20 protein-coding genes are annotated in these 20,375 nt (G+C 68.2%); 18 read left to right on the forward strand and 2 right to left on the reverse strand.

The window, feature by feature from the left end; genetic code table 11:
- Positions 1–61 precede the first annotated feature (61 nt).
- The 3 genes from DNK54_RS18305 to DNK54_RS18315 all read left to right on the forward strand — a co-directional run bounded on the left by DNK54_RS18305 (position 62) and on the right by DNK54_RS18315 (position 1,935).
- Positions 62–508, forward strand: coding sequence for a nuclear transport factor 2 family protein (locus tag DNK54_RS18305; RefSeq protein ID WP_110208449.1), 447 nt, complete (start codon positions 62–64; stop codon positions 506–508).
- Positions 509–628: 120 nt separating this feature from the next.
- Positions 629–1,123, forward strand: coding sequence for a SigE family RNA polymerase sigma factor (locus DNK54_RS18310; RefSeq protein WP_110208450.1), 495 nt, complete (start codon positions 629–631; stop codon positions 1,121–1,123).
- The gene (locus DNK54_RS18315; RefSeq protein ID WP_110208451.1) at positions 1,120–1,935 is read left to right on the forward strand and encodes a hypothetical protein; all 816 of its coding nucleotides are present in this window, start codon (positions 1,120–1,122) and stop codon (positions 1,933–1,935) included. The genes DNK54_RS18310 and DNK54_RS18315 overlap by 4 nt, the downstream gene beginning before the upstream one ends.
- Before the next feature lie 57 nt (positions 1,936–1,992).
- Here DNK54_RS18315 and DNK54_RS18320 read toward each other — a convergent pair whose 3' ends face one another.
- Entirely contained in the window at positions 1,993–4,302 is a 2,310-nt protein-coding gene (locus DNK54_RS18320) for a CaiB/BaiF CoA-transferase family protein (RefSeq protein ID WP_110208452.1), read from the reverse strand.
- Positions 4,303–4,368: 66 nt separating this feature from the next.
- On the opposite strand from DNK54_RS18320, the gene DNK54_RS18325 reads away from it, so the two are divergent.
- A complete protein-coding gene (locus DNK54_RS18325; RefSeq protein ID WP_204164685.1) occupies positions 4,369–5,268 on the forward strand; it encodes an enoyl-CoA hydratase-related protein in 900 nt (299 codons plus the stop codon).
- A 7-nt stretch (positions 5,269–5,275) separates the two neighbouring features.
- Here the strand turns inward: DNK54_RS18325 and DNK54_RS18330 are convergent, their stop codons facing one another.
- Positions 5,276–6,034 carry an SDR family NAD(P)-dependent oxidoreductase gene (locus DNK54_RS18330; RefSeq protein WP_110208453.1) on the reverse strand — a complete coding sequence of 253 codons (759 nt, stop codon included), beginning with the start codon at positions 6,032–6,034 and terminating at the stop codon, positions 5,276–5,278.
- A gap of 81 nt (positions 6,035–6,115) precedes the next feature.
- Between DNK54_RS18330 and DNK54_RS18335 the strand changes: the two genes are divergently transcribed.
- From DNK54_RS18335 to DNK54_RS18400, 14 genes are all read left to right on the forward strand, one after another.
- The gene (locus tag DNK54_RS18335) at positions 6,116–7,048 is read left to right on the forward strand and encodes a PDR/VanB family oxidoreductase (RefSeq protein WP_110208454.1); all 933 of its coding nucleotides are present in this window, start codon (positions 6,116–6,118) and stop codon (positions 7,046–7,048) included.
- A 185-nt stretch (positions 7,049–7,233) separates the two neighbouring features.
- Positions 7,234–8,751, forward strand: coding sequence for a class I adenylate-forming enzyme family protein (locus tag DNK54_RS18340; protein WP_110208455.1), 1,518 nt, complete (start codon positions 7,234–7,236; stop codon positions 8,749–8,751).
- Positions 8,752–8,828: 77 nt separating this feature from the next.
- Positions 8,829–9,629, forward strand: coding sequence for a crotonase/enoyl-CoA hydratase family protein (locus DNK54_RS18345; protein WP_110208456.1), 801 nt, complete (start codon positions 8,829–8,831; stop codon positions 9,627–9,629).
- On the forward strand, positions 9,626–10,834 hold the full coding sequence (locus tag DNK54_RS18350; protein WP_110208457.1) for an NAD(P)/FAD-dependent oxidoreductase: 1,209 nt from the start codon (positions 9,626–9,628) through the stop codon (positions 10,832–10,834). The genes DNK54_RS18345 and DNK54_RS18350 overlap by 4 nt, the downstream gene beginning before the upstream one ends.
- Complete coding sequence (locus DNK54_RS18355; protein ID WP_110208458.1) at positions 10,834–11,280, forward strand: hypothetical protein; 447 nt, start codon at positions 10,834–10,836, stop codon at positions 11,278–11,280. The genes DNK54_RS18350 and DNK54_RS18355 overlap by 1 nt, the downstream gene beginning before the upstream one ends.
- A gap of 167 nt (positions 11,281–11,447) precedes the next feature.
- Complete coding sequence (locus DNK54_RS18360) at positions 11,448–12,644, forward strand: aromatic ring-hydroxylating oxygenase subunit alpha (protein WP_110208459.1); 1,197 nt, start codon at positions 11,448–11,450, stop codon at positions 12,642–12,644.
- Entirely contained in the window at positions 12,641–13,537 is an 897-nt protein-coding gene (locus DNK54_RS18365) for a hypothetical protein (protein WP_110208460.1), read from the forward strand. The genes DNK54_RS18360 and DNK54_RS18365 overlap by 4 nt, the downstream gene beginning before the upstream one ends.
- Positions 13,538–13,690: 153 nt before the next feature.
- Positions 13,691–15,187 (forward strand): aldehyde dehydrogenase family protein, encoded by a 1,497-nt coding sequence (locus DNK54_RS18370; protein ID WP_110208461.1) that lies wholly within the window; start codon positions 13,691–13,693, stop codon positions 15,185–15,187.
- 1 nt (position 15,188) lies between these two features.
- The gene (locus tag DNK54_RS18375) at positions 15,189–15,398 is read left to right on the forward strand and encodes a ferredoxin (protein WP_110208462.1); all 210 of its coding nucleotides are present in this window, start codon (positions 15,189–15,191) and stop codon (positions 15,396–15,398) included.
- 30 nt (positions 15,399–15,428) lie between these two features.
- The gene (locus DNK54_RS18380) at positions 15,429–16,649 is read left to right on the forward strand and encodes a cytochrome P450 (protein WP_110208463.1); all 1,221 of its coding nucleotides are present in this window, start codon (positions 15,429–15,431) and stop codon (positions 16,647–16,649) included.
- A gap of 63 nt (positions 16,650–16,712) precedes the next feature.
- Complete coding sequence (locus tag DNK54_RS18385; RefSeq protein ID WP_110208464.1) at positions 16,713–17,102, forward strand: SCP2 sterol-binding domain-containing protein; 390 nt, start codon at positions 16,713–16,715, stop codon at positions 17,100–17,102.
- A gap of 178 nt (positions 17,103–17,280) precedes the next feature.
- Positions 17,281–18,393 carry an NDMA-dependent alcohol dehydrogenase gene (locus DNK54_RS18390; RefSeq protein ID WP_110208465.1) on the forward strand — a complete coding sequence of 371 codons (1,113 nt, stop codon included), beginning with the start codon at positions 17,281–17,283 and terminating at the stop codon, positions 18,391–18,393.
- Positions 18,394–18,633: 240 nt separating this feature from the next.
- On the forward strand, positions 18,634–19,497 hold the full coding sequence (locus DNK54_RS18395) for an MlaE family ABC transporter permease (RefSeq protein WP_110208466.1): 864 nt from the start codon (positions 18,634–18,636) through the stop codon (positions 19,495–19,497).
- Positions 19,494–20,351, forward strand: a complete 858-nt coding sequence (locus DNK54_RS18400) for an MlaE family ABC transporter permease (RefSeq protein WP_204164686.1) — start codon at positions 19,494–19,496, stop codon at positions 20,349–20,351. The genes DNK54_RS18395 and DNK54_RS18400 overlap by 4 nt, the downstream gene beginning before the upstream one ends.
- Positions 20,352–20,375: the final 24 nt, after the last annotated feature.

Genomic DNA, 20,375 nt, shown 5'->3' on the forward strand with positions numbered 1-20,375 from the left:
CGGACCGGCTTGACCGACACGTCTCTAGAACAAGTTCTAGATCCTGCGTAGCATGCCCGCCATGACCGAAGACATCATCTGGAACGCCGCCGACGACGACCACCCGGCCCGACGAGCCTCGCAGCGCTCCTACGCCGCCGTCGCGAAGAAGGACCTCGCGCAGTGGCTCACCGTGTATGCGGAGGACGCGGTGCTCGAGGACCCGGTCGGGCCGTCGATGTTCGACCCCGAGGGCAAGGGCCACCATGGGCACGCGGGGATCAGCGCCTTCTTCGAGAAGGCGATCGCCCCGATCGAGTCGTTCGAGTTCACCATCAACGACTCGTTCGCGAACCCGGGCAGCAACACCTGCGCCAACATCGGGCGGATCAAGACGACCTTCCCTGACGGCAGCCACACCACGACGGACCTGATCATGGTCTACGTGGTGGGCGAGGACGGACGCGTGCTGTCGATGAAGGCCTTCTGGGAGCCGGAGCGCACGATGGCGAGCTTCACTCCTGCCTGAGCCGGCGCCCGCCGAGTCCTGGTGGCGGCATCCTCGCTGGCTTGCTACGTCGAGGGGCCTGTGACGCGATCTGTCGACCGCGCGTCATAACGGGTGTCAACGTCTCGACCCAGGAGAGAGATGAACCACGCCGAACGCACTGCGGCCTTCGAGGAGTTCGCCCGTGCTCGTGCCCAGCACCTGCACCGCTCCGCCTGGCTGCTGTGTGGCAATCGCGCCGACGCCGAGGACCTCGTCCAGGAGACCTTGGCGAAGGTCTACGTGCGGATGCATCGGATGCTGGCGCCCAAGCTGGAGAACCCCGCGGCATATGCGCAGACCGCGCTCACCCGGACCTTCATCAGCGCACGGCGGCGGCGTAGCAGCGGCGAGCTGCCGTACGCCGACCTGCCGGACCGGGCAGTGGGCGACCACGCGACGGCGGCCGATCTTCGACTCAGCCTTGCCGACGCGCTGGCGGAGCTGGCGCCGGTCGACCGTGCGGTGGTGGTGCTGCGCTACCTCGAAGACCTCTCGGTCGAAGAGGTGGCCGGGATGCTCGGCCTCTCTCCTGGGGCGGTGCGGAACCGAAGCATGCGGGCGCTTGCTCGGATGCGTGAGAGGAGTCTGAGATGAAGGATCACGAGCTCGGCAGCCTGATGGACCGCTCCACGCGTGACCTGCCGGTCGATGTCGAGGGCCTGGTGGCCGGTGGCAGCGCCCGCGGGCGGGCAGCACTGCGCCGGAGGCGTCTGGGTACGGCGCTTGCGGCGGCGGGGGCGACCGCCGCGGTGACGGTGGGGATCGTGGCCGCGCCCTCGTTGCTCGCCGGCGGTCCTGTGCCGCGAGAGATCGTTGAGGCAGGGCCTGCTTCCGCCTCCGCCGGCGATCCCGATGCCACCCACGGAGCAGTTGAGCAGCCGGCCCGTCCCGATCGGCCGTTGCGCCATGCCGCCGCGGAGCTCCCGAGCATCGTCATGACCGCGCTCGGAGCCCCCGTGACCTCCGCGTCGGTGCTCGAGGATGCGAAGCATCCGCTCTGGGACGAGGCGCGCGAGAAGATCGTGCACTTCCGGTGGAAGGGCACGCTGACGACGGTCATGATCACGCCGGCGCACCGCTCCGCGACCTGCGCAGAGCTGGCCGCACCTGATGCGCTTCCCACGCTGGACGGGAAGGCCGGTGCGGAGCTGCCGACCCGCGATCCCCAGGAGTGCCGGGTCGTGGACGGCCTCCAGGTGCTGGTCTCGCCGGCCTATGACCTCCCGGTGAAGGCGCAGGGTGCGCAGGCATGGAATCACGGCTACGTGGTCTCGGTGACCTCCTACAACGTCCCCGACGGCAAGAATCCCGACGGCAGTGAAGACGTTCCGCCCGTGATGGATCAGCCGGCGATCCCGATGGACCGGTTGATCGACCTCGTCACCAGCGAGGCCTGGTTCGCCTGAGCGTGGCTCTCGGGCGTCATGCGTTCGGCGACGGCTCGCCGGGCGCATGACGCCCGCTCACGCCCGCGGAGCCTCGTGTACGACGCCTCGAGCGAGAAGTGTCTCGACCTGCGCCGCGCCGTACCCCAGGAGTTCGGTCAGAACCACGCGGGTGTGCTCTCCGGGCATCGGTGCCGGTGCGGTCGCTACCGGTGGAAGCGTCTCGAAGGGAGAGCTGCTCTCCTCGGTGGGAAGATCGCCCTCGAACGCCGGATGCCGGAGTACCGCATAGCTGCCGCGGTGCTGCAGCTGCGGGTCGTGCGCGATCTCGTTCAGGCGCCGCATGGCTGCGGCCGGGATGCCGGCCCCCTGCAGATGCTGCATCGCCTCGTCGGGGGTGCGCCGGGCGGCCCATCGCGCGACGGCTGCATGCAGCTGCTCGTCGGGTGAGGCGCCGACTGCGACCCGGAGCACCTGCTCCTCGGCCGGGGTGCGCGCCTCGATGACGCACCATTCGTCATCGCCGGCGCAGGCGAACAGGTCACCGAACCCATGGCGATCCCGGTTGCCGCGGGCGCGCACGGTGCCTGGCGCCAACGATTCCGCCGCTGCTAGAGGAGCCAGCTGGTGGAGCACGACGTCGGACTGGGCCAGCTCGATGCGGGTGCCACGGCCGGTGCGGCGGCGCTCGACGAGCGCAGCGGCCACGGTCAGGGCGCCGATCCGCGCCGCGACGTGGTCCGGATACACGGTGACGCCGTCCCAGCACTCGGTCTCGTCGGCGTCGTACTTCCAGAGGCTGGAGATACCGCAGGCTGCGCGGACGAGCGGCCCGTAGCCGAGCCGTTTCGCCCAGCCTCCTCGCGAGCTGAAGGCTGCGCTCTCCACGACGACGATCCGCGGATTGATGGCCGCTAGCCGCTCATGGTCGATCCCGAGCGAGGCCAGGGTGCCGGGCTTGAAGTTGCTCAGGACGACGTCGCTGCGAGCCACGAGGTCGCGGAAGATCGCCAGGCCCTCCGGTGAGCGCAGGTCGAGACCCAGGCTGCGTTTGTTGCGCTGGCCCCAGGCGAAGGAGGCGTTCATCGCCTCGCCGCGACGAGTCTGGCGGAGGCCGTCGGGGAAGGCGAGACTCTCGACCTTGATGACGTCGGCGCCGAGATCGGCGAAGGCGCGGCCGATCTCGGCGCCGAAGACGATCACGCCGAGATCGAGCACGCGAAGGCCGCTGAAGGGGAGGCAGTCGGGCGCGGACGGGTCGCCGTCGTGTGTCTCCGGCTCCGGGCGAGGGAGCCATGCGTGGTCGGTTGCCGGGTCGGCGGGGTAGGGCGCACGGATGCCCAGTCGTTCGCCGCCGACATCGGCGAAGCCGGTCGGCAGATGCGCGCGCAGACCGGGTGCGAGCTCGATCTCGTCCACGCTTCCGCCGTCGACGAAGTGCGGACTCCGGACCGCCTCTCCCAGGGTGAGCACCTGGGCGAGCGGGATGCCGCGGCGGGCAGCCTCCTCGACGAGCTCCGCCGCTGTGTGCCGGGAGAAGAGGTCGTTGATCAGGGAGTTGAGCCGGTCTCCGGCCTCGACCCGGGCCGAGATCGAGGCGTACTTCGGGTCGGCGAACTCCGCGGGGCTGCCCAGCCACCCGAACATCCCCTGCCACTGCCGGGGCGCGAGCAGGCACAGGCGCACGAATCCGTCGGCACACGGATAGACCGGGTAGGAGTCCGCAGGCGGCCGGTCCCGACGGATCTTGCCGGAGCGTCCAGCCGCCGCCGAGCCCTGGACGCCGTATGCCGGGTCGAGCCCCGTCGCTACCGCCTCGGCGTGGGAGAGATCGACGAGCTGGCCCCGGCCGGTGCGCAGGCGGTGGTGATAGGCGACCAGCGCCGTCCATGCCAGCTGGGCCGCGGCTGTCGCGTGGGCGAGTCCGGCTGGTGGCAGCAACGGAACCGCTCCGGGGCGACCCGAGCGGGAGAGTGAGCCGCTGAGCGCGAGCAGGGTGCTCTCGGTCGCCTGCCAGGTGTTGCGCGGCCCAGTGCTGCCGAAGGGGGAGGAGACGACCACGACCAGCCATGGGTGCCGAGCGCGTAGGCGGCCGGCGTCGACGGTCCAGGGGTTGTCGCGGTCGAGTACGACGACATCTGCCTCCGCTGCCAGCTCCAGGAGGTGAGCTGCGTCGGTCGCCACCACGTGCGCCTTGTTTGCGTTGCGGACGAGGAAGGGGAGTGACTGGTCCCCGTGGCGGGGCTCCTCGGTGCGGGTGGGACTCCCGCCCGGCGGCTCGACGCGCACCGTCTCGGCGCCGAGGTCGGCGAGCAGGCGTGTGGCTGCCTCGCCGACGGCATCTGAGGCGTCCAGGACGCGTACTCCGGACAACGGCCGTGCTGGCATCGATCTCCTCCTCGGTCTCTTCGCTATAATCTAATGATAGTCGGTTTAGGGCAAGCGAGGACAGTGATGGAACAGCGGACCGAGTACGCCGCATGCGTGATGACGAGCCTCGACGGCACTGTCGGCGTGGTCGAGCTGGCTCGCCCTGACCGTGGCAATGCGGTGAACGTGCGGCTCTGTGCGGAGCTGCACGATGCACTCGACCGGATGGACGCCGACGACGAGGTTGCCGTCGTGCTGCTCGCAGGCCAGGGCCGCAACTTCTGCGTCGGGGCGGATCTGCAGGAGGGCTTCCAGGGGGCGGGCAAGCCGCGGTCGGCCGCCTTCGAGGCCTTCGTGGCCCGATTCGGCACGGCTGGCGGCGTGCCGCGCGACCCGGGTGGCGTGGTCGCCCTGCGCCTTGCCGCGATGCGCAAGCCGGTCGTCGTCGCCGTTCACGGGGCGGCTGTCGGGGTCGGTGCGAGCTGGCTGCTTCCGTGCGACGTCAGGATCATTGCCGAGTCGGCGCGAGTCGGATTCGTCTTCGCCAAGCGGGGCATCGCCGCCGAGTCGACGGCCAGCTGGCTGCTGCCGCGCGTCGTGGGCATCACGCGTGCGGCCGAGTGGGTCCTCACGGGCCGACTGGTCCCTGCGCAGACGCTGCTCGCTGCGGGACTCGCCACCGAGGTCGTGGCGGACGCCGAGGTGCGCGAGGCCGCGCTGCGGGTCGCTCGAGAGATCGCGGCGAGCACGTCGCGGGTCGCTGCCGGGGTCGCCCGGCAGCTGCTCTGGGGAATGCTCTCCTCGGCGTCTCCGGTCGAGGCGCACGAGGTGGAGTCTCGGGTGGTCTGGCACGCCGCCGGTGGCGCAGACGTGGCCGAAGGCGTCGCTTCCTTCCTGGAGAAGCGACTGCCCGAGTTTCCGCTCCGCGTGCCCCGTGACTATCCGGCGTACGTTCCGGCCTGGCCAGCGGTGGACAACAGGTGATGCGCTGTCAGTAGGAGGCCAGGCCGCCGTCGACGGTCAGGGTCGTTCCGGTGACGTAGCTGGAGGCGTCTGAAGCGAGGAAGAGCATGGCGGCGTCGAGCTCTCGCTGTTCGCCGAGGCGGCGGAGCATGCTGTGGTCGGCCACCATGGCAGTGATCGCCTCGCTGCCCTGGGCAGTCATCTCGGAGGCGAAGTAGCCCGGACACAGGGCGTTCACCCGGATGCCTCGACGTGCCCACTCGCCCGCGAGGTCGCGGGAGAGGCCGATCAAGCCAGCCTTGCTGGCGGCATAGGCCGCTTGCGGAAAGCGTGGTGCGATCTGGCCGAGCACGGAGGCCACATTGACGATCGAGCCACCGTGCTCCATGCGCCGGGCGCATGCCTGGGCCATCCAGAAGGCGCCGTTGAGGTTGACGTCGACCAGGCCCCGGAAGCCTTCAGGTGTCTCCTTCAGCGCGGAGACGGCGGAACCCAGGCCCGCGTTGTTGATGAGCGCATCGAGGCGGCCGAACGCCTCCCGCGATCGCTCGGCGACCCGTTCGCATGCCTCGGGGTCGGCGACATCGGCTACCACGGTCACGACGCGTGCCCCTTGTGTACGCAGCTCGTCGGCGACTGCTTGCAGGCGGTCCTGGCGACGTGCGGCCAGGACCAGGTCGGCGCCGGCGCTTGCCAGGCTGCGGGCGAAACCGGCGCCGAGGCCACTGCTGGCGCCGGTGACGACGACGGCGCGTTCGTCCATGCGGAATGTGTCGAGTGTGTTCATCGGTCTCTCCTGCTGCGGGTGTTGTCAAACCAAGGCTTTATCTAACAATATTAGATAAATTCTCGATCGACAGGAGCCGCCATGGAGTTGCGACGACGAGTGCGCGTGGTCGACCGGGTGCCGGTGGCCGAGGGGGTCGTGCAGCTCGACCTGGCCTCGAGGGACGGTGAGCAGCTGCCGGCTTGGCGCCCCGGGGCGCACATCGATCTCTGTGGCCCCGACGGCCTCGTCCGCCAGTACTCGCTGTGCGGCGACGTGGATGCGCGGAGCTGGCGGGTTGCGGTACTGCGGGTGTCTGACGGCCGTGGTGGATCTCGATGGGTGCATGACGAGCTGGGAGTGGGCAGTGAGCTCGAGGTCTCCGGCCCGCGCAACCATTTCGAGCTGGACCTCGGTGTCGATCACCTCTTCCTGGCGGGTGGGATCGGCATCACGCCGCTCCTGCCGATGGCCCGCGAGGCCGCTCGTGCCGGGGTGGAGTGGCGCCTCGTGTACGGCGGCCGCTCGCGGGCCTCGATGGCCTTCCTTGCCGAGGTCGCAGCGCTCGGGGAGGGGCGGGTCGACGTGGTGCCGCAGGACGAGTGTGGACTGATCGATCTGGCCGCCGTCTTCGGAGCACCCCGCCCCGGCCGTGTCGTGCACTGCTGTGGCCCCGAGCCGTTGCTTGCTGCGGTTGAGGCGTTCCTGCGCGATCGGCCGGAGGAGCTGCATCTCGAGCGCTTCTCTGCTGGGGCATCGACCGAGGGGGAGGCGTTCGAGGTGGAGATCGCCTCCTCGGGTCGGCGGATCCGTGTGCCCGAGGGCTGCAGCATCATCGAGGCGCTGACGGGTGCCGGTGTGGCGGTCGACTTCTCCTGTGCCGAGGGCACCTGCGGAACGTGTGAGACCGGCGTCCTCGGCGGCGTGCCCGATCACCGTGACGTGGTGCTGACCGAGGAGGAGAAGGCGTCGGGCGACGTGATGATGATCTGCGTCGGCCGGTGCCTGGAGGGACCGTTGGTTCTCGATCTCTGACGACTTCCGGGGTGGGGCGCGTGTCGCTTGCGAAGGGTCAACTAATGAATTTAGGTTTCCTCTTGACAGTGATGCGAGTCACGCACTACAACTTCACCTAAGGACTTTAGGTTTCCCAGTGCGCCGCTCGGGCGTCGCCGAGGAACTCCACGGCCTCCGGCCGGCTGAGCACAAGGAGCAGACTCATGACCGCAACGATCGGCGCCGCGCTCTCGTGGTGGGCGCGGACCCAGCCCGAGGCCCCGGCCTACGTCTTCGCTGACGAGACCCTCGACTACCGGACGGTGGAGCACTGGTCCAGTCGCGTCGCGCGACTCTTGGGGGAGCACGGTGTCGCCCCGGGTGACAGGGTCGGCCTGATGGCCGGGAACTCGGTGCCGTGGCCGATCGCCGCGCTCGGCGTGATGAAGGCCGGTGGCGTGCTGGTGCCGCTCAACCCGCGCTTCAAGCCGGCGGAGCTGCGCAAGGTGCTCGACGACGCCGGCGCCGCGGTCGTCATCGCCGACGACGCCTTCGTGCCGACGGTGACGGCGGCGGGCGAGCTGGGCGCGGCCACGACGGCCGTCTCCTTCGCCGACCTCCGCGGTGCTCGGGCCGGCGCGCCGGACACGTTCCGGATCGATCGTGGCGAGGAGGACCCGATCGCGGTCATCTTCACGAGTGGTTCGACCGGCATGGCCAAGGGCGTGGTGCTCACCAACCGCACGCTGATGAGCATCGTCTTCGAGGCGTCGTTGACCGAGGAGGGCTTCCACCGGGGATCGACCTCCATCCTGGTACTGCCACTGGCCTTCACTCCCGGCCTGGTCTGGGGTGTCCTGATGACCACCGTTCTCGGTGGGAAGATCGTGATCGAGGCGGATCTCAACCCTGGCCGAGCGGTGAAGCTGATCGAGGAGCACCAGGTCGAGGCGATCTTCGGGGTGCCGCTGATCTACCAGGCGTTGGCTGCGGCGCCCGAGTTCGCCGAGGCCGACCTTTCCTCGCTCAAGACCGCGGCGGTCGGTGGCGCGGCGGTGCCGGCCACGCTGCTCGAGGCATGGGCGGCCAAAGACGTCGCCCTGCGGCAGATCTACGGGATGACGGAGGCCGGCGGCATCGCCACCTCGACGTGGGTCTCGGAGTACCGGGAGCACCCGGGCACCTGTGGCTCCGGCCTGATCTTCACCCGGGTCAAGACGGTGCGGGAGGACGGCAGCGACTGTGAGCCGGGCGAGCTCGGCGAGCTGGTCATCCAAGGCCCCGGTGTCACGCCTGGCTACTGGGAGGCGCCGCAGATCAATGCCGAGGTCTTCCGCGATGGTTGGCTGCACAGCGGCGACCTCGGCACCCTTGACGAGCAGGGTCGGGTCAAGTTCGTGGACCGGCTCAAGGACCTGATCATCACCGGCGGCATCAACGTCTCGCCGGTCGAGCTCGAGCTCGTGGTCGCGGGCATCCCGGGCGTTGCCGAGTGCTCGGTCATCGCGGCTCCGGATCCGAAGTTCGGGGAGACGCCGGCCGCGATCATCACCGTCAACGGCGAGCTCGCCGAGCAGACCGTGGTCGAGGAGTGCGCCAAGGTGCTGGCCGACTACAAGGTGCCCCGCTATGTCGTGCTCCGTCAGGACCCGTTGCCGCGTCTGCCCAACGGCAAGATCAGCAAGACGGAGATCCGCGCGGAGTACGCCGATATCGCCGACAAGTTCGCCAAGGTCCGCTGACCCCACCAGCTTGTGTGGCCTCCCGGGATTCCCTCACCCCGTCGGAGGCCACACGGGAATACCGTCGAGGTGCACTGATGTCTCAACCAACAATCGACCAGGACGTGGTGCGGCTCGAGATCGTCGACCACGTCGCGGTGGTGACCATCTGTCGCCCTGCCGCGATGAACGCGGTCGACGCCTCCGTCTCCGCGGCGATCGGTCAGGCACTCGAGCAGGCCGATGCGGACCCCGGCGTGCGAGCCCTGGTGCTGACCGGCAGCGGTGGCGCATTCTGCGCCGGTGCCGACCTCAAGGCCCTGGCTCGTGGGGAGGCGGTGCACGACCCGGACCATCCTGAATGGGGCTTCGCCGGTTGGACACAGCATCCCGTCCGGGTGCCCACGATCGCGGCCGTCAACGGCTTCGCTCTCGGCGGGGGCACGGAGCTGGTGTTGGCTGCGGACCTCGCGGTCGCCGATCCGGGTGCCACGTTCGGGCTGCCGGAGGTGACGCGCGGACTGCTCGCCGCTGCCGGGGGCATCATCCGCCTGCAGCGTCAGGTCCCGTTCAAGCGCGCTCTCGAGATGGCGTTGACCGGCGAGTCGATCGCAGCTGACGAGGCGCACGCGCTCGGGTTGGTCAACCGGGTCAGCGCGCCAGGCAAGGCGCTGGAGGAGGCAATGCAACTCGCCCACCGGATCGCCGATAACGCCCCGGTCGCCGTCAGGGAGACCAAGCAGGTCATGCATGGGACTGCGGCCATGGGGTCGGACTGGGAACCGGAGGTATGGCAGGTGAGCAATCGCGCGATGGGCCGCATCTTCCGCTCTGATGACTTCCGTGAGGGCACGCGCGCGTTCGCTGAGAAGCGTCGTCCCGAGTGGAGCGGGCGGTGAGCGGCGCGGGCCTCGTCAAGGGCCTCCAGCGGCTGGTGGTCGTCGGAGGCTCGCTCGGTGCTGCCCGCGTCGCCGAGGAGGCACGGCGGGTCGGCTTCGAGGGATCGATCGTGATCATCGGCGAGGAGCCGGTGGCGCCCTACGACCGTCCCCCGCTGAGCAAAGGGTTCCTGACCGAGCCGCAGGCGCCGGACCTCGACCTGCTCGACATCCGGTCGCTCGGCGTCAGCATGATGGCCGGCACCCGTGCGGTCTCGCTCGACAGCCGCAATCGACGGGTCCGCACCAGCTCGGGCGAGGTGGAGTACGACGCGCTGGTGATCGCGACCGGTGCGGTGCCGCGCCCCTTCGAGCCCGGCCAGGGTCTGGCCGGCGTCACTCACCTGCGTACGGTCGAGGACGCGCGGCGGATCCGCGGCGCGCTGCGACCGGGTGCTCGGGTGGTGGTCGTGGGCGCCGGCTTCATCGGCGGGGAGGTCGCCTCCAGCGCCCGGGCCCGGGGTGCCGATGTGACGCTCGTCGAAGCGCAGGCGCTCCCGTTGGTGGGTGCGGTCGGGAGCCTGGTCGCGGAGCGCCTCTCCCTGCTGCATCGCCAGTACGGCGTCGATCTGCGCCTGCGCACGAAGGTCCGCGACATCATCGGCACGGAGCACGTCGAGAAGGTAGCGCTCAACGATGGGAGCGTCGTGCCGGCGGATCTCGTCGTGGTGGGCATCGGAGTCGAGCCCAACACGGGCTGGCTGCGCGGCTCCGGCGTGGCCGTCAGTGATGGCGTCGCCTGCTCGCCCTACCTGGAGAGTACGGTTCCGGGTGTGTACGCCGTCGGAGATGTCGCCCGCTGGGTCAATCCGTGGAGCGGGCACTCGACCCGCATGGAGCACTGGACCTCGGTGGGCGAGCAGGCCGCGAGTGTGGTGCGCAACGCGCTGACCGTCGACCGGCAGCCCTGCAGCATCACGCCGTACTTCTGGTCCGAGTGGTATGGGCACAAGCTTCAGCTCCTCGGTGAGTTCGCTCAGGAGACGGAGCTGCAGGGGGAGCCTGATCCGACGGCGCCGTTCCTGGCGCAGTACCGGTACGACGGCAACCTGGTCGGTGCCTTCGCGCTCGACCGGACCGGACCGCTGATGAAGATGCGCGCCGCGATCGCACGACGTGCTTCCTGGGAGTCGGTGCTCGAGGAGAAGGCACGGGTGGCTCGCTGATGGCCGTGCTGCTCCTGCTGGCGATCGCCGCCCTCGCCCTAGGCTTCGGCTGGGGGATGGAGGAGGCGTGGCTGGTGTACGCCGCGCTGGCGGCCAGTGTGCTCGCTGCGCTGACCACGGTGGCTCGGCTGGTCGCCGCGGGTCGTTCCGCCGGTCCGGAGCCGACTCCGGAGGAGTCGACGCCTGGGCCGTCCCCGGAGGAGGTCGCCGAGCCACCCGGCTCCGACCCGGCGCCGGCCGACGGGGCAGTCGAGGAGTCGGAGCGGATCGCGCCTGCGGCCGATCCGCTGCTCGACGGCGAGGTCGTCTTCCTCCCGCGACGTAGCACCTTCCATCGCCCGGAGTGCTCGGCCGTCCTCGATCGCGCCGTGGCCCGAGGCCAGCGGTCCGATCTCGAGGCGAGTGGCATGACTGCGTGTCGCCGCTGCCTCGCTGACGCGCACTGAGAGCCCGCCAGGCTGCGCCGCAGGCCGTGCCCGTCTGCGCGCGCCCTGGGTAATCCCTCGTCCGTGCTTGTGGACGGGCGTCATTGCGATTACCTTATGTAATTAGGTTTATCCATCGTGGAGTGTCGCCGTGTCGTACGCGGCGGTAGCCGTTGAGGAGGCTGGAAATGACCGAGGCAGCACAGCGCGATACCGAGATCGCGGTCGATCGCGAAGCGCGGATCCGTCGCGCGCTGGAGCACCTGAAGAACGACACGACCGATCAGTTCGACGCGCCGACGTACTTCATGCCTGACGAGTTCACGGACCCGGAGCTGGCAGAGCGTGAGCGTGAGCTCGTCTTCGGCCGGGTGCCGTCGATCGTCGCGCACAGCTCGGAGATCGCCAACACCTATGACTTCAAGGCGATCCGGATGCCGCGCAACAACATCATCATCTCGCGTCAGCGGGACGGGAGTGTCAAGGCGCTGGTCAACCTGTGCCGGCACCGCGGTGCTCTGCTGGAGAACGAGGAGTGCGGCAAGCGCCGACTCTTCTCGTGCCCCTATCACCGCTGGTCCTACGACATCGATGGCACCTTGCGCACCATCACCCGCGAGACGACGGTCGGGGAGCTGGACAAGTCGGAGCTCGGCATGGTCGAGCTTCCCTGCGAGGAGCGCCATGGCTTCATCTGGGTGATCGACCGTGCCGGCGTCGAGATCGACGTCGCGAAGTGGCTCGGTCCCGAGATGGATGCGATTCTCTCCACCTACGACCTCGCCGGCCTGAACTGCATCCGGATGGAGGCGTTCGACGAGCCGATCAACTGGAAGATCATGCAGGACGCGTTCCTGGACGGCTATCACATCCAGTACGCGCACCCGAACACGGCGGCCAAGCACATCCACACCAACGTGATGGCGTTCGAGGACTTCGGCAACCACTGTCGCTTCGTGGCGCCGCGCAAGACGATCGACCGTTGGCTCGAAGAGGATCCCGGCGAGAACAGCCTGGTCGACTACGTGACAGAGACGCACTTCCTCGGCCCGAACGTCACCCTGCTCAAGCAGCCGGACCACTTCCAGCTGCTGACGTTCCGTCCGCACCCCGCCTCGCCGACCCATGGCGTCATGGAGATGCGACTGATGGTGCGCAGTGCCGAAGAGATGGGCTTGGAGCAGGAGAGGTGGGAACGCCTCTGGGAGAAGAACTGGCAGATCCTGCTCGCGGTGCTGCGCCAGGAGGACTTCCCGGTGCTGCGCGACTCGCAGCTGGGGATGTCGAGCCAGAGCGCCGGCCGCATGGTGCTGGGCCGCAACGAGGTGGCCAACCAACTGTTCCGTCGGATGCTCGCGGAGCTGCTCGCCGACGATGCGTCATGATCACCTGGGCGTGGCGACGGGAGCTGGATCCCGCCGACGCCGCTGAGGTCGCCGACCTGCTGGCGGAGGCTGCGGCGTACGACGCCGAGGCCGGCTTCTCGACCGCCCGCCTCGACGGCGATGGCACGGGAGAGAGGCATCACCTCGTCGTCGAGATGCCTCCGGTCGGCTCGCGCGGTAGCGCCGAGCTCGATGCGCTGCCCGATGTCCGGGTGGTGGCCTATCTCTGCCTCACGGTCTCGGAGGGGGTGGGGGCGGTGCAGTTCGTGGTGCGACCACCCTTCCGGTCCCGCGGCGTCGCCACCCTCCTTGCGGAGCAGCTCGACGCCGATGCCCGCGGCTGGGCAGCCGTGCCCGGGGTCGCCGAACTTCGCGTATGGGCGCACGGCGCCCACCCGGCCGCGGGCCGGATGGCCGATCGGTTCGGGGCTTCGGTCGAGGACGCGGTCTTCCGCACCTTGCGGATGATCGGTGGGAGCCGGCCTTTCGTCGCCGAGCTCGCGGCCGTGCGGCGCGCGGCCGCGGAGGACCAGGGCTGGGAGAGCGTTCCGGGGCATCGACGCTCGATTGCGCCGGACGACCTGGAGATCCTCGGTCGTGCGGAGGAGGAGCTGTCGTTGGTCGCGGGCGCGGGGCGCGCCCTGATCGGCGTCTCGCGCGATGATCCGGCCCGCGATCTCGCCACCCTCACGGTGCTCAGGGACGGCGCGGAGACGAGGGCGGAGCTGAAGGTGCTGATCACTCAGGCGCTCCTGGTGCTCCAGGCGGACGGTGCACGCATGGTGCAGTCGCACGTGCCGGCGCTCGACGACGCCATGGTCTCCGTCGCCCGTGAGCTGGATCTGGTGCATGACCAGTCCGACCTGCTCTACCGGCGTCGGCTCGCCGGCTGACCGGTGCACCGGACCGCGGCTCCCGTTTCAACGATGTGACGGCAGCCACAGAAATCCGTTGACCTGAGTTATCTAACGCTGTAAGGTTTTTCCAACGAGGCCGGCCCCCTTCGATCGGGCCAGGGCCTCCTCTGTGACCCGAGAGGGACTGGCATGCGTACGTTCAGCAACTTCATCGATGGCGCCTGGGTGCAGGCCGAGGGCGTCATCCCGGTCGACGACCCCTCCACTGGCGAGGTGTACGGGATGGTCCCGGACACGCCGGCTGCAGGTGTCGATGCGGCCGTGGCCGCCGCGCGACGAGCGTTCGACGGTCCGTGGTCGCGGCTCACCCCCGCCGGCCGGGCCGACGCGCTGCGTCGGCTGGCCACCGCACTCGAGGCCCGCTTCGACGAGCTGGTCGACGAGATGATCATGGACACGGGAGCGACCGCTCGCTTCTGTCCCATGCTTCAGGTCGGATCGCCGCTTGCGCATCTGCGCGACTTCGCCGACATGGCGCACCTGTTGGCCGAGCCAGAGAGCTTCCCACTCGACACCAGCCCGTCCTTCGGCCAGTGGGAACTGCATCGTGAGCCGGTTGGCGTGGTGGGTGCCTTCACGCCCTACAACTTCCCGCTCTTCATGTGCGTATGGAAGGTCGCGCCAGCTCTCCTGGCCGGCAACACCGTCGTGCTCAAGCCGTCGCCCTTGACGCCCGTCGGCCCGGAGGCGCTTGCGCAGGCCGCTCTCGACGCCGGTCTGCCGCCGGGTGTGATCAACGTGGTGCACGGCGACAGCGTCGCCGGCCAGGCGCTGGTCAGCCATCCAGGTGTCGACCTGATCAGCTTCACCGGCAGTACCGCGGTCGGTACGCGCGTGATGGCAGCTGCCGCGGCTACGGCCAAGGAGGTCATCATGGAGCTCGGTGGCAAGTCGCCGGCCCTCGTCCTCCCTGACGCCGACCTCGAGACCACGGTGCGCGGCACGCTTTTCAGCAGCATGATGCACGCCGGTCAGGCATGTGTCGCCACCACGCGGATGCTGGTGCCCGACAGTCGCTACGACGAGTTCGTCGGCCTGCTCGAGGAGCGAGGCAAGGTCATCAACGTCGCTCCTGCTGCCGACTTCGGTGCAGACATCGGGCCGGTCATCTCGGCCGCTGCGCGGGAGCGGGTCGAGAAGTTCATCGCCTCGGGGATCGAGCACGGCGCGCGGATGCTTGTCGGCGGGAGCCTGCCGGCGGGCCTGCCGACCGGCGGCCACTATGTGGCGCCCACCGTGCTGGTCGACCTCGACAACGACAACCCGGCGGCGCACGAGGAGATCTTCGGCCCGGTGCTCTCGGTGATCCGCTACTCCGACGTCGACGACGCAGTCCGGATCGCCAACGACACGCCGTACGGCTTGGCCGCTGCTGTGTGGGGGAGCGACCTGGTCCGCGCCCGCGGTGTTGCGCGCCGCATCAGGTCGGGCCTGACCTGGGTGAACGATGCCGCCGTCGCCGACGTTCGGCGTACCCCCCTGGCGGGCCGGGGGATGAGCGGTGTCGGCGCCGAGAACGGCAAGGACGGCCTTCTCGCCTACACGAAGGTGCGGAGCCTCTACACCGCCCTCGACAACAACCTGGACGCCCGCGCCTACGGCGTCGTCGGAAGTGAGTGGGACTGACATGACGCAAGCGCTCAACGCCAGCGTGGACCTCGCGGTGTGCAAGGGCCATGGCCGGTGCTACATGACCGCTCCGGAGATCTTCGACTGTGACGACGCGGGCTTCCCGCTCGTCATCGGAACCGCCACCACGGAGCAGCAGATCAGCGACCTCCAGCGGGCCGTCAACAACTGTCCGGAACAGGCCGTCAGCGTCTCCCCGGCCGGGTGAGCGCGCCCAACTGACGAAAAGGAATCGCCCATGACCGACGTGAAGGATGCCTCCAGCCCGGAGATCCAACGAGACTTCGACATCCACAGTCCCGACGACGTGGAGGGGGTCTACGACACCTATGCCGCCATGCGCTCGGGTTGTCCGGTGGCCCACTCGCCGCGCTACGGCGGCCACTTCGTAGCGACCCGGTACGACGACATCCACGACGTGCTGCGGAACCCGGGGACCTACTCCAGCCGCACCATCAACGTCCCGGACTCGATCGGTCAGGACGGGGAGATGATCCCCATCCAGATCGACCCCCCGGACCACTCGACCTATCGCGGGATCATCAACCCGCTCTTCTCGCCCAAGCGGATGCGCGAGCTCGAGCCACAGATCCGGGCCATCGCGACGGAGCTGCTCGACACGATGCTGGCGGAGAAGAAGGTCGACTTCGTCGATGCCTTCGCCCGGGAGTTCCCCAGTCAGGTCTTCCTGGCTCTGATGGGCTGGGATCTCTCCGATGCTCCGCGCCTCAACGAGTGGACCGACACCATGGTGCTCGGCAAGCCCGGCGCCTCGGAGGAGGAGAACGAGGCGGTCCGCGAGCAGGCGGGCATGGAGGTCTACGCCTACTTCGCCCAGATGATCGACGACCGCATGGAGAACGGCGGCGACGCCGAGGACATCACCCAGATCCTGATCAACTCGACCTTCGAGGGTCGGGAGCTCACTCAGTTCGAGATCCTCAACATCCTGCTGCTCTTCATGATCGGCGGCCTGCACACGGTGCAGGGCCAGCTCGCACACACCGTGATCTACATGGCGGAGCACCCGGAGGTGCGGCGGCAGCTGGTCGGCGACCTCGACCTCGTGCCCACGGCGGTCGAGGAGATGTTGCGCTACGAGTCGGCGGTCTGCCCGGCTCGCGAGGTCACCGAGGACACCGTGCTCAACGGTGTCCAGCTGCGGAGCGGCGACAAGATCCTGATCCCCTTTGCTGCGGCGAACCGCGACCCGGAGAAGTTCGAGGACCCCGACGTCGTGGACCTGACCCGGGAGCCCAATCCGCACCTCGCCTTCGGCGCTGGCAACCACCGGTGCGTCGGTTCTCATCTGGCCCGCCTCGAGCTGCGGGTTGCCTTCGAGGAGATCCACAAGCGGATGCCCGACTACCGGCTCGACCCCGCTGACCCGCCGGTGCGACACCTCAGTCAGGTCAAGGGCGTGGTCAGCCTGCCCCTGATCATCGGCGAGTCGCTCTGAAGACACGCTCCGTCGCCGCGGTCCCGCGGCGCCTCACCCTCTGAGAGACAAAGGAAGAATGCAATGGCAGTGAAGCTGGGAACGGTCGAGTTCTACCAGGCGATGGGCGATGCGCTCAACAACGACCCGGTCTGGGCCGACAAGGGCAAGAACATCGACTTCAACATGGCCTACAAGTACGAGGCGCCGATCGAGGGCCAGTTCTATGTGTCCTTCGACAAGGGGCACGTCACCGCCGTCCGTGAGGCGAGTCAGGAGGATCTCGACGGCGCTGACTTCCTGATCAGTGGCTCGAGCGACGTCTGGCGGGGCTGCTTCGACGGAAGCATCAACCCGACGGTGGCGATGACCCGGGGCAAGCTTCGGGTGCGCGGCAAGATGGCGCAGATGCTCAAGAACATGCCCGCCTTCATGTACATCCAGGAGACGATGGGCAAGATCGAGTTCGAGTGAGCTCGGCGACGACTCGACCGCAACCCCGCGACACCACCGGTGCGCGGGGTTGCGGCATCTTAGCGAGATTTTCCTAAAAACGAATGGCTTTAGTTATTGACATGGGTCACACTCCTCGGGAGACTAAAGGCATTAGATAAGTCGGCGGGGTCGACCCGTTCATCGGAAGGACACGAGGATGAAGTCGCGCGCAGCGGTACTCATGGAAGCCCCTGGTAAGTGGGAGGTCATCGAGGTCGAGGTTGACGACCCGCAGGAGTTCGAGGTCTTGGTCCGGTTCAAGCACGCCGGTCTCTGCCACTCCGACGACCACTACGCGAAGGGCGACGTGCCGGCGATGGCCTACCCGTTCTGCGGTGGCCACGAAGGTGCTGGTGTCGTCGAGAAGGTCGGACCAGGTGTGCGGGACCTCCAGGTCGGCGACCATGTGGTCGCGGCGTTCATTCCGGGCTGCGGGCGTTGTACCTGGTGCGCCCGGGGGCAGCAGCAGCTGTGTGACAACGGTGCCTACATGATGCTGGGAACTCAGCTCGACGGGACGTTCCGGCTCCACACTGCTGACGGGCAGGACGTCGGCCAGTGCTCGCTGGTCTCCACCTTCTCGGAGTACAGCGTGCTGCCGGAGTGGGGCTGCGTGAAGATCGACAAGGAGATCCCCCTGGGGGTGGCGGCCCTGGTGGGCTGTGGCGTGCCGACCGGCTGGGGATCGGCGGTCAACGCGGCCGCCGTGCAGCCGGGGCAGATCGTGATCGTCATGGGCGTGGGCGGCATCGGCATCAACGCGGTCCAGGGAGCGAAGTTCGCCGGCGCTTCCCGTGTCATCGCCGTCGATCCGGTCGCGTTCCACCGGGAGAAGGCGCTCGAGCTGGGTGCAACCGATGCCTTCGAGAACATGCAGCAGGCGACGGATCTGGCACAGGCGCTGACCAACGGCCAGGGGGCGGACTCCGCCATCGTCACGGTCGGCGTCGTCAATGGCGAGCACGTTGCCGAGGCGTTCGCCTCGATCCGGAAGGCGGGCACGGTGGTGCTCACCAGCATGGGCAACGTCGTCGAGTACGGCATCCCGGTCAGCCTCTTCGAGCTGGCGATGTACCAGAAGCGGATCCAGGGGTCGCTCTTCGGCATGATGCAGCCGACTCGGGCCGTGGAGGACATGCTGCGCCTCTATCAGGAGGGCAACCTCAAGCTCGACGAGCTCATCACTCGCCGCTACTCCCTCGAGGAGATCAACCAGGGCTACGAAGACATGCACGCGGGTGTGAATCTCCGCGGCGTCATCGACTTCTGAGTGCGTTGACGGGGTCGGGAGAGCACTGCTGCCGGCTGGCCGAAAAACCTTCGGGGTTTCGATTAATAGGCGTAACCTCGGTCAGCCGGCGGCGTTTTCTTTGTGAGTTGGACCACTGGGGAGCGGTCCAAGGGAGGTCTCACATGAGCAAGCACGAGGAGCGAGCCCTGGCGCGTGATCGGCGCTGTTTCGTCGATCGCGCGCACGGGTCCAGCGACAAGCATGGAATCAGGTGATGGCATGACGTCAGCAACGACGTCGGGGACCCGGATTACTCCGGTGGGACCGTACGACGGGCGCTGGAACGCGGTTGTCGGCAAGCTGCCCGGCCGCGTTCGCGGGCCGGTGGCTGAGGCCGGCGGCATGATGCAGCTGCTTGCACGAATCGTCAAGAGCGCAGTGACCCATCCGCGGGGCTACTGGAACGCCGTCGTGGACGACATGTACCTCACGATCAAACAGGCATGGGTGCCGATCGTGGCGGGCATCTTCGGATTCCTCATCTTCATGTCGATCCTCACCGTGCAGTTCTTCGACATGGCCGGCGCCTCCCAGCTCTTCGGGCCGCTGCTGCTCCTGCAGTCGATGCGCACCTTCACCATGTGGATCAACTCGATGGTGGTCGCAGGAGTGATCGGTACCGCCCTCACCGCCGACGTCGGCGCTCGCAAGGTTCGCGAGGAGATCGACGCGATGATGGTCATGGGCATCGACCCGGTCCGGGATCTCGCCGTACCTCGGGTGCTGTCGATCACCTTCATCACCACGTTGCTGGCTGTGCCCTCCCTCTTGGTGACGATGTTCTCGATGCAGTTCGGCGCGAAGTACGTCGCCGGCATGCCGTCGTCGCACTTCTACTCCAATCTCTTCTCCAACGTCTCCTACGTCGACGTCCTCTCCGTGGTCGTCAACAGCGTGCTGATCGGCCTCCTGATCGGCACCATCTGCTGCTACAAGGGCTTCACCGCCTCCGGCGGCGCGATCGGTCTCGGTCGCGGCGTCAACCAGGCCGTCGTGCTCTCGTTCGTCTCCGTGTGGGTTCTCCAGCTCGCCTACAACGCACTCCTGCTCGGCTTCTTCCCAGAACTGGGGGCCTTCCGATGACCGACATGCTCAACCAGCCCGCCCCCGAGGCCGCTGAGGAACCGCTGCCGACAGAAGCCGCTGCCGACGCCCAGCCGGGGTGGTACCGCCGCCTCGAGTCGGTCGGGGACTTCGTCGAGTTCGCGTGGGCTACCTTCCGGGAGATCCCCGCCGCCATCCGGCTCTACCCCTCAGAGATCATGCGGCACTGTGGCGCGATCATCCGCTCGAACGCGGTCGTCGTCATCTTCATGCTCTTCATGATGGGCGCTGTCATGGGCCTGACCGCCCACTTCCTCTTCTCCAACATCGGCATCGACTCCTACATCGCCGCGGTGAACTCCGTCGCCGGCGTCCGTGGGATCTGCCAGGTCGTCTTCGGCTGGATCATCGCCGCCAAGCTCGGGTGCGGCATCGTGGCCGAGCTCGGTGCGATGCGCATCAGCGACGAGATCGACGCGCTCGAAGTGATGGGTATCCGGGCCGTCCCCTTCTTGGCGAGCACCCGGGTCATCGCTGCGGTGATCGTCCTGCCGATGCTCTTCGTGGTCGGTCTGTTGGTGAACTTCTGGGCAGGCTGGCTCTTCAACGTGGAGTTGCTCCAGACCGTCTCGTCGGGCGGTTTCGACTACTTCCTCTACTTGTTCCAGAACATTCGAGACTTCACTATCGCCATGGCCTGGGCCGCGATCCTCGGCCTGGTCATCGTCGTGGTGGCCTGCTACTTCGGCTACACCGCGAAGGGTGGCCCGGTCGGCGTCGGACGCAACACCGCCCAGTCGATGCTGGTCAACCTCGTGCTCGTGAGTCTCATCGGCATGGCGCTGGTCCAGCTCTTCTACGGCAACGACCCCAACGCCCCCATCGGCAACTGACCGCACCGGCTCGTCGAAGGAGGA

It is taken from the genome of Nocardioides daejeonensis (assembly GCF_003194585.1).
In the GTDB taxonomy this organism is placed as follows: Bacteria; Actinomycetota; Actinomycetes; order Propionibacteriales; family Nocardioidaceae; genus Nocardioides; species Nocardioides daejeonensis.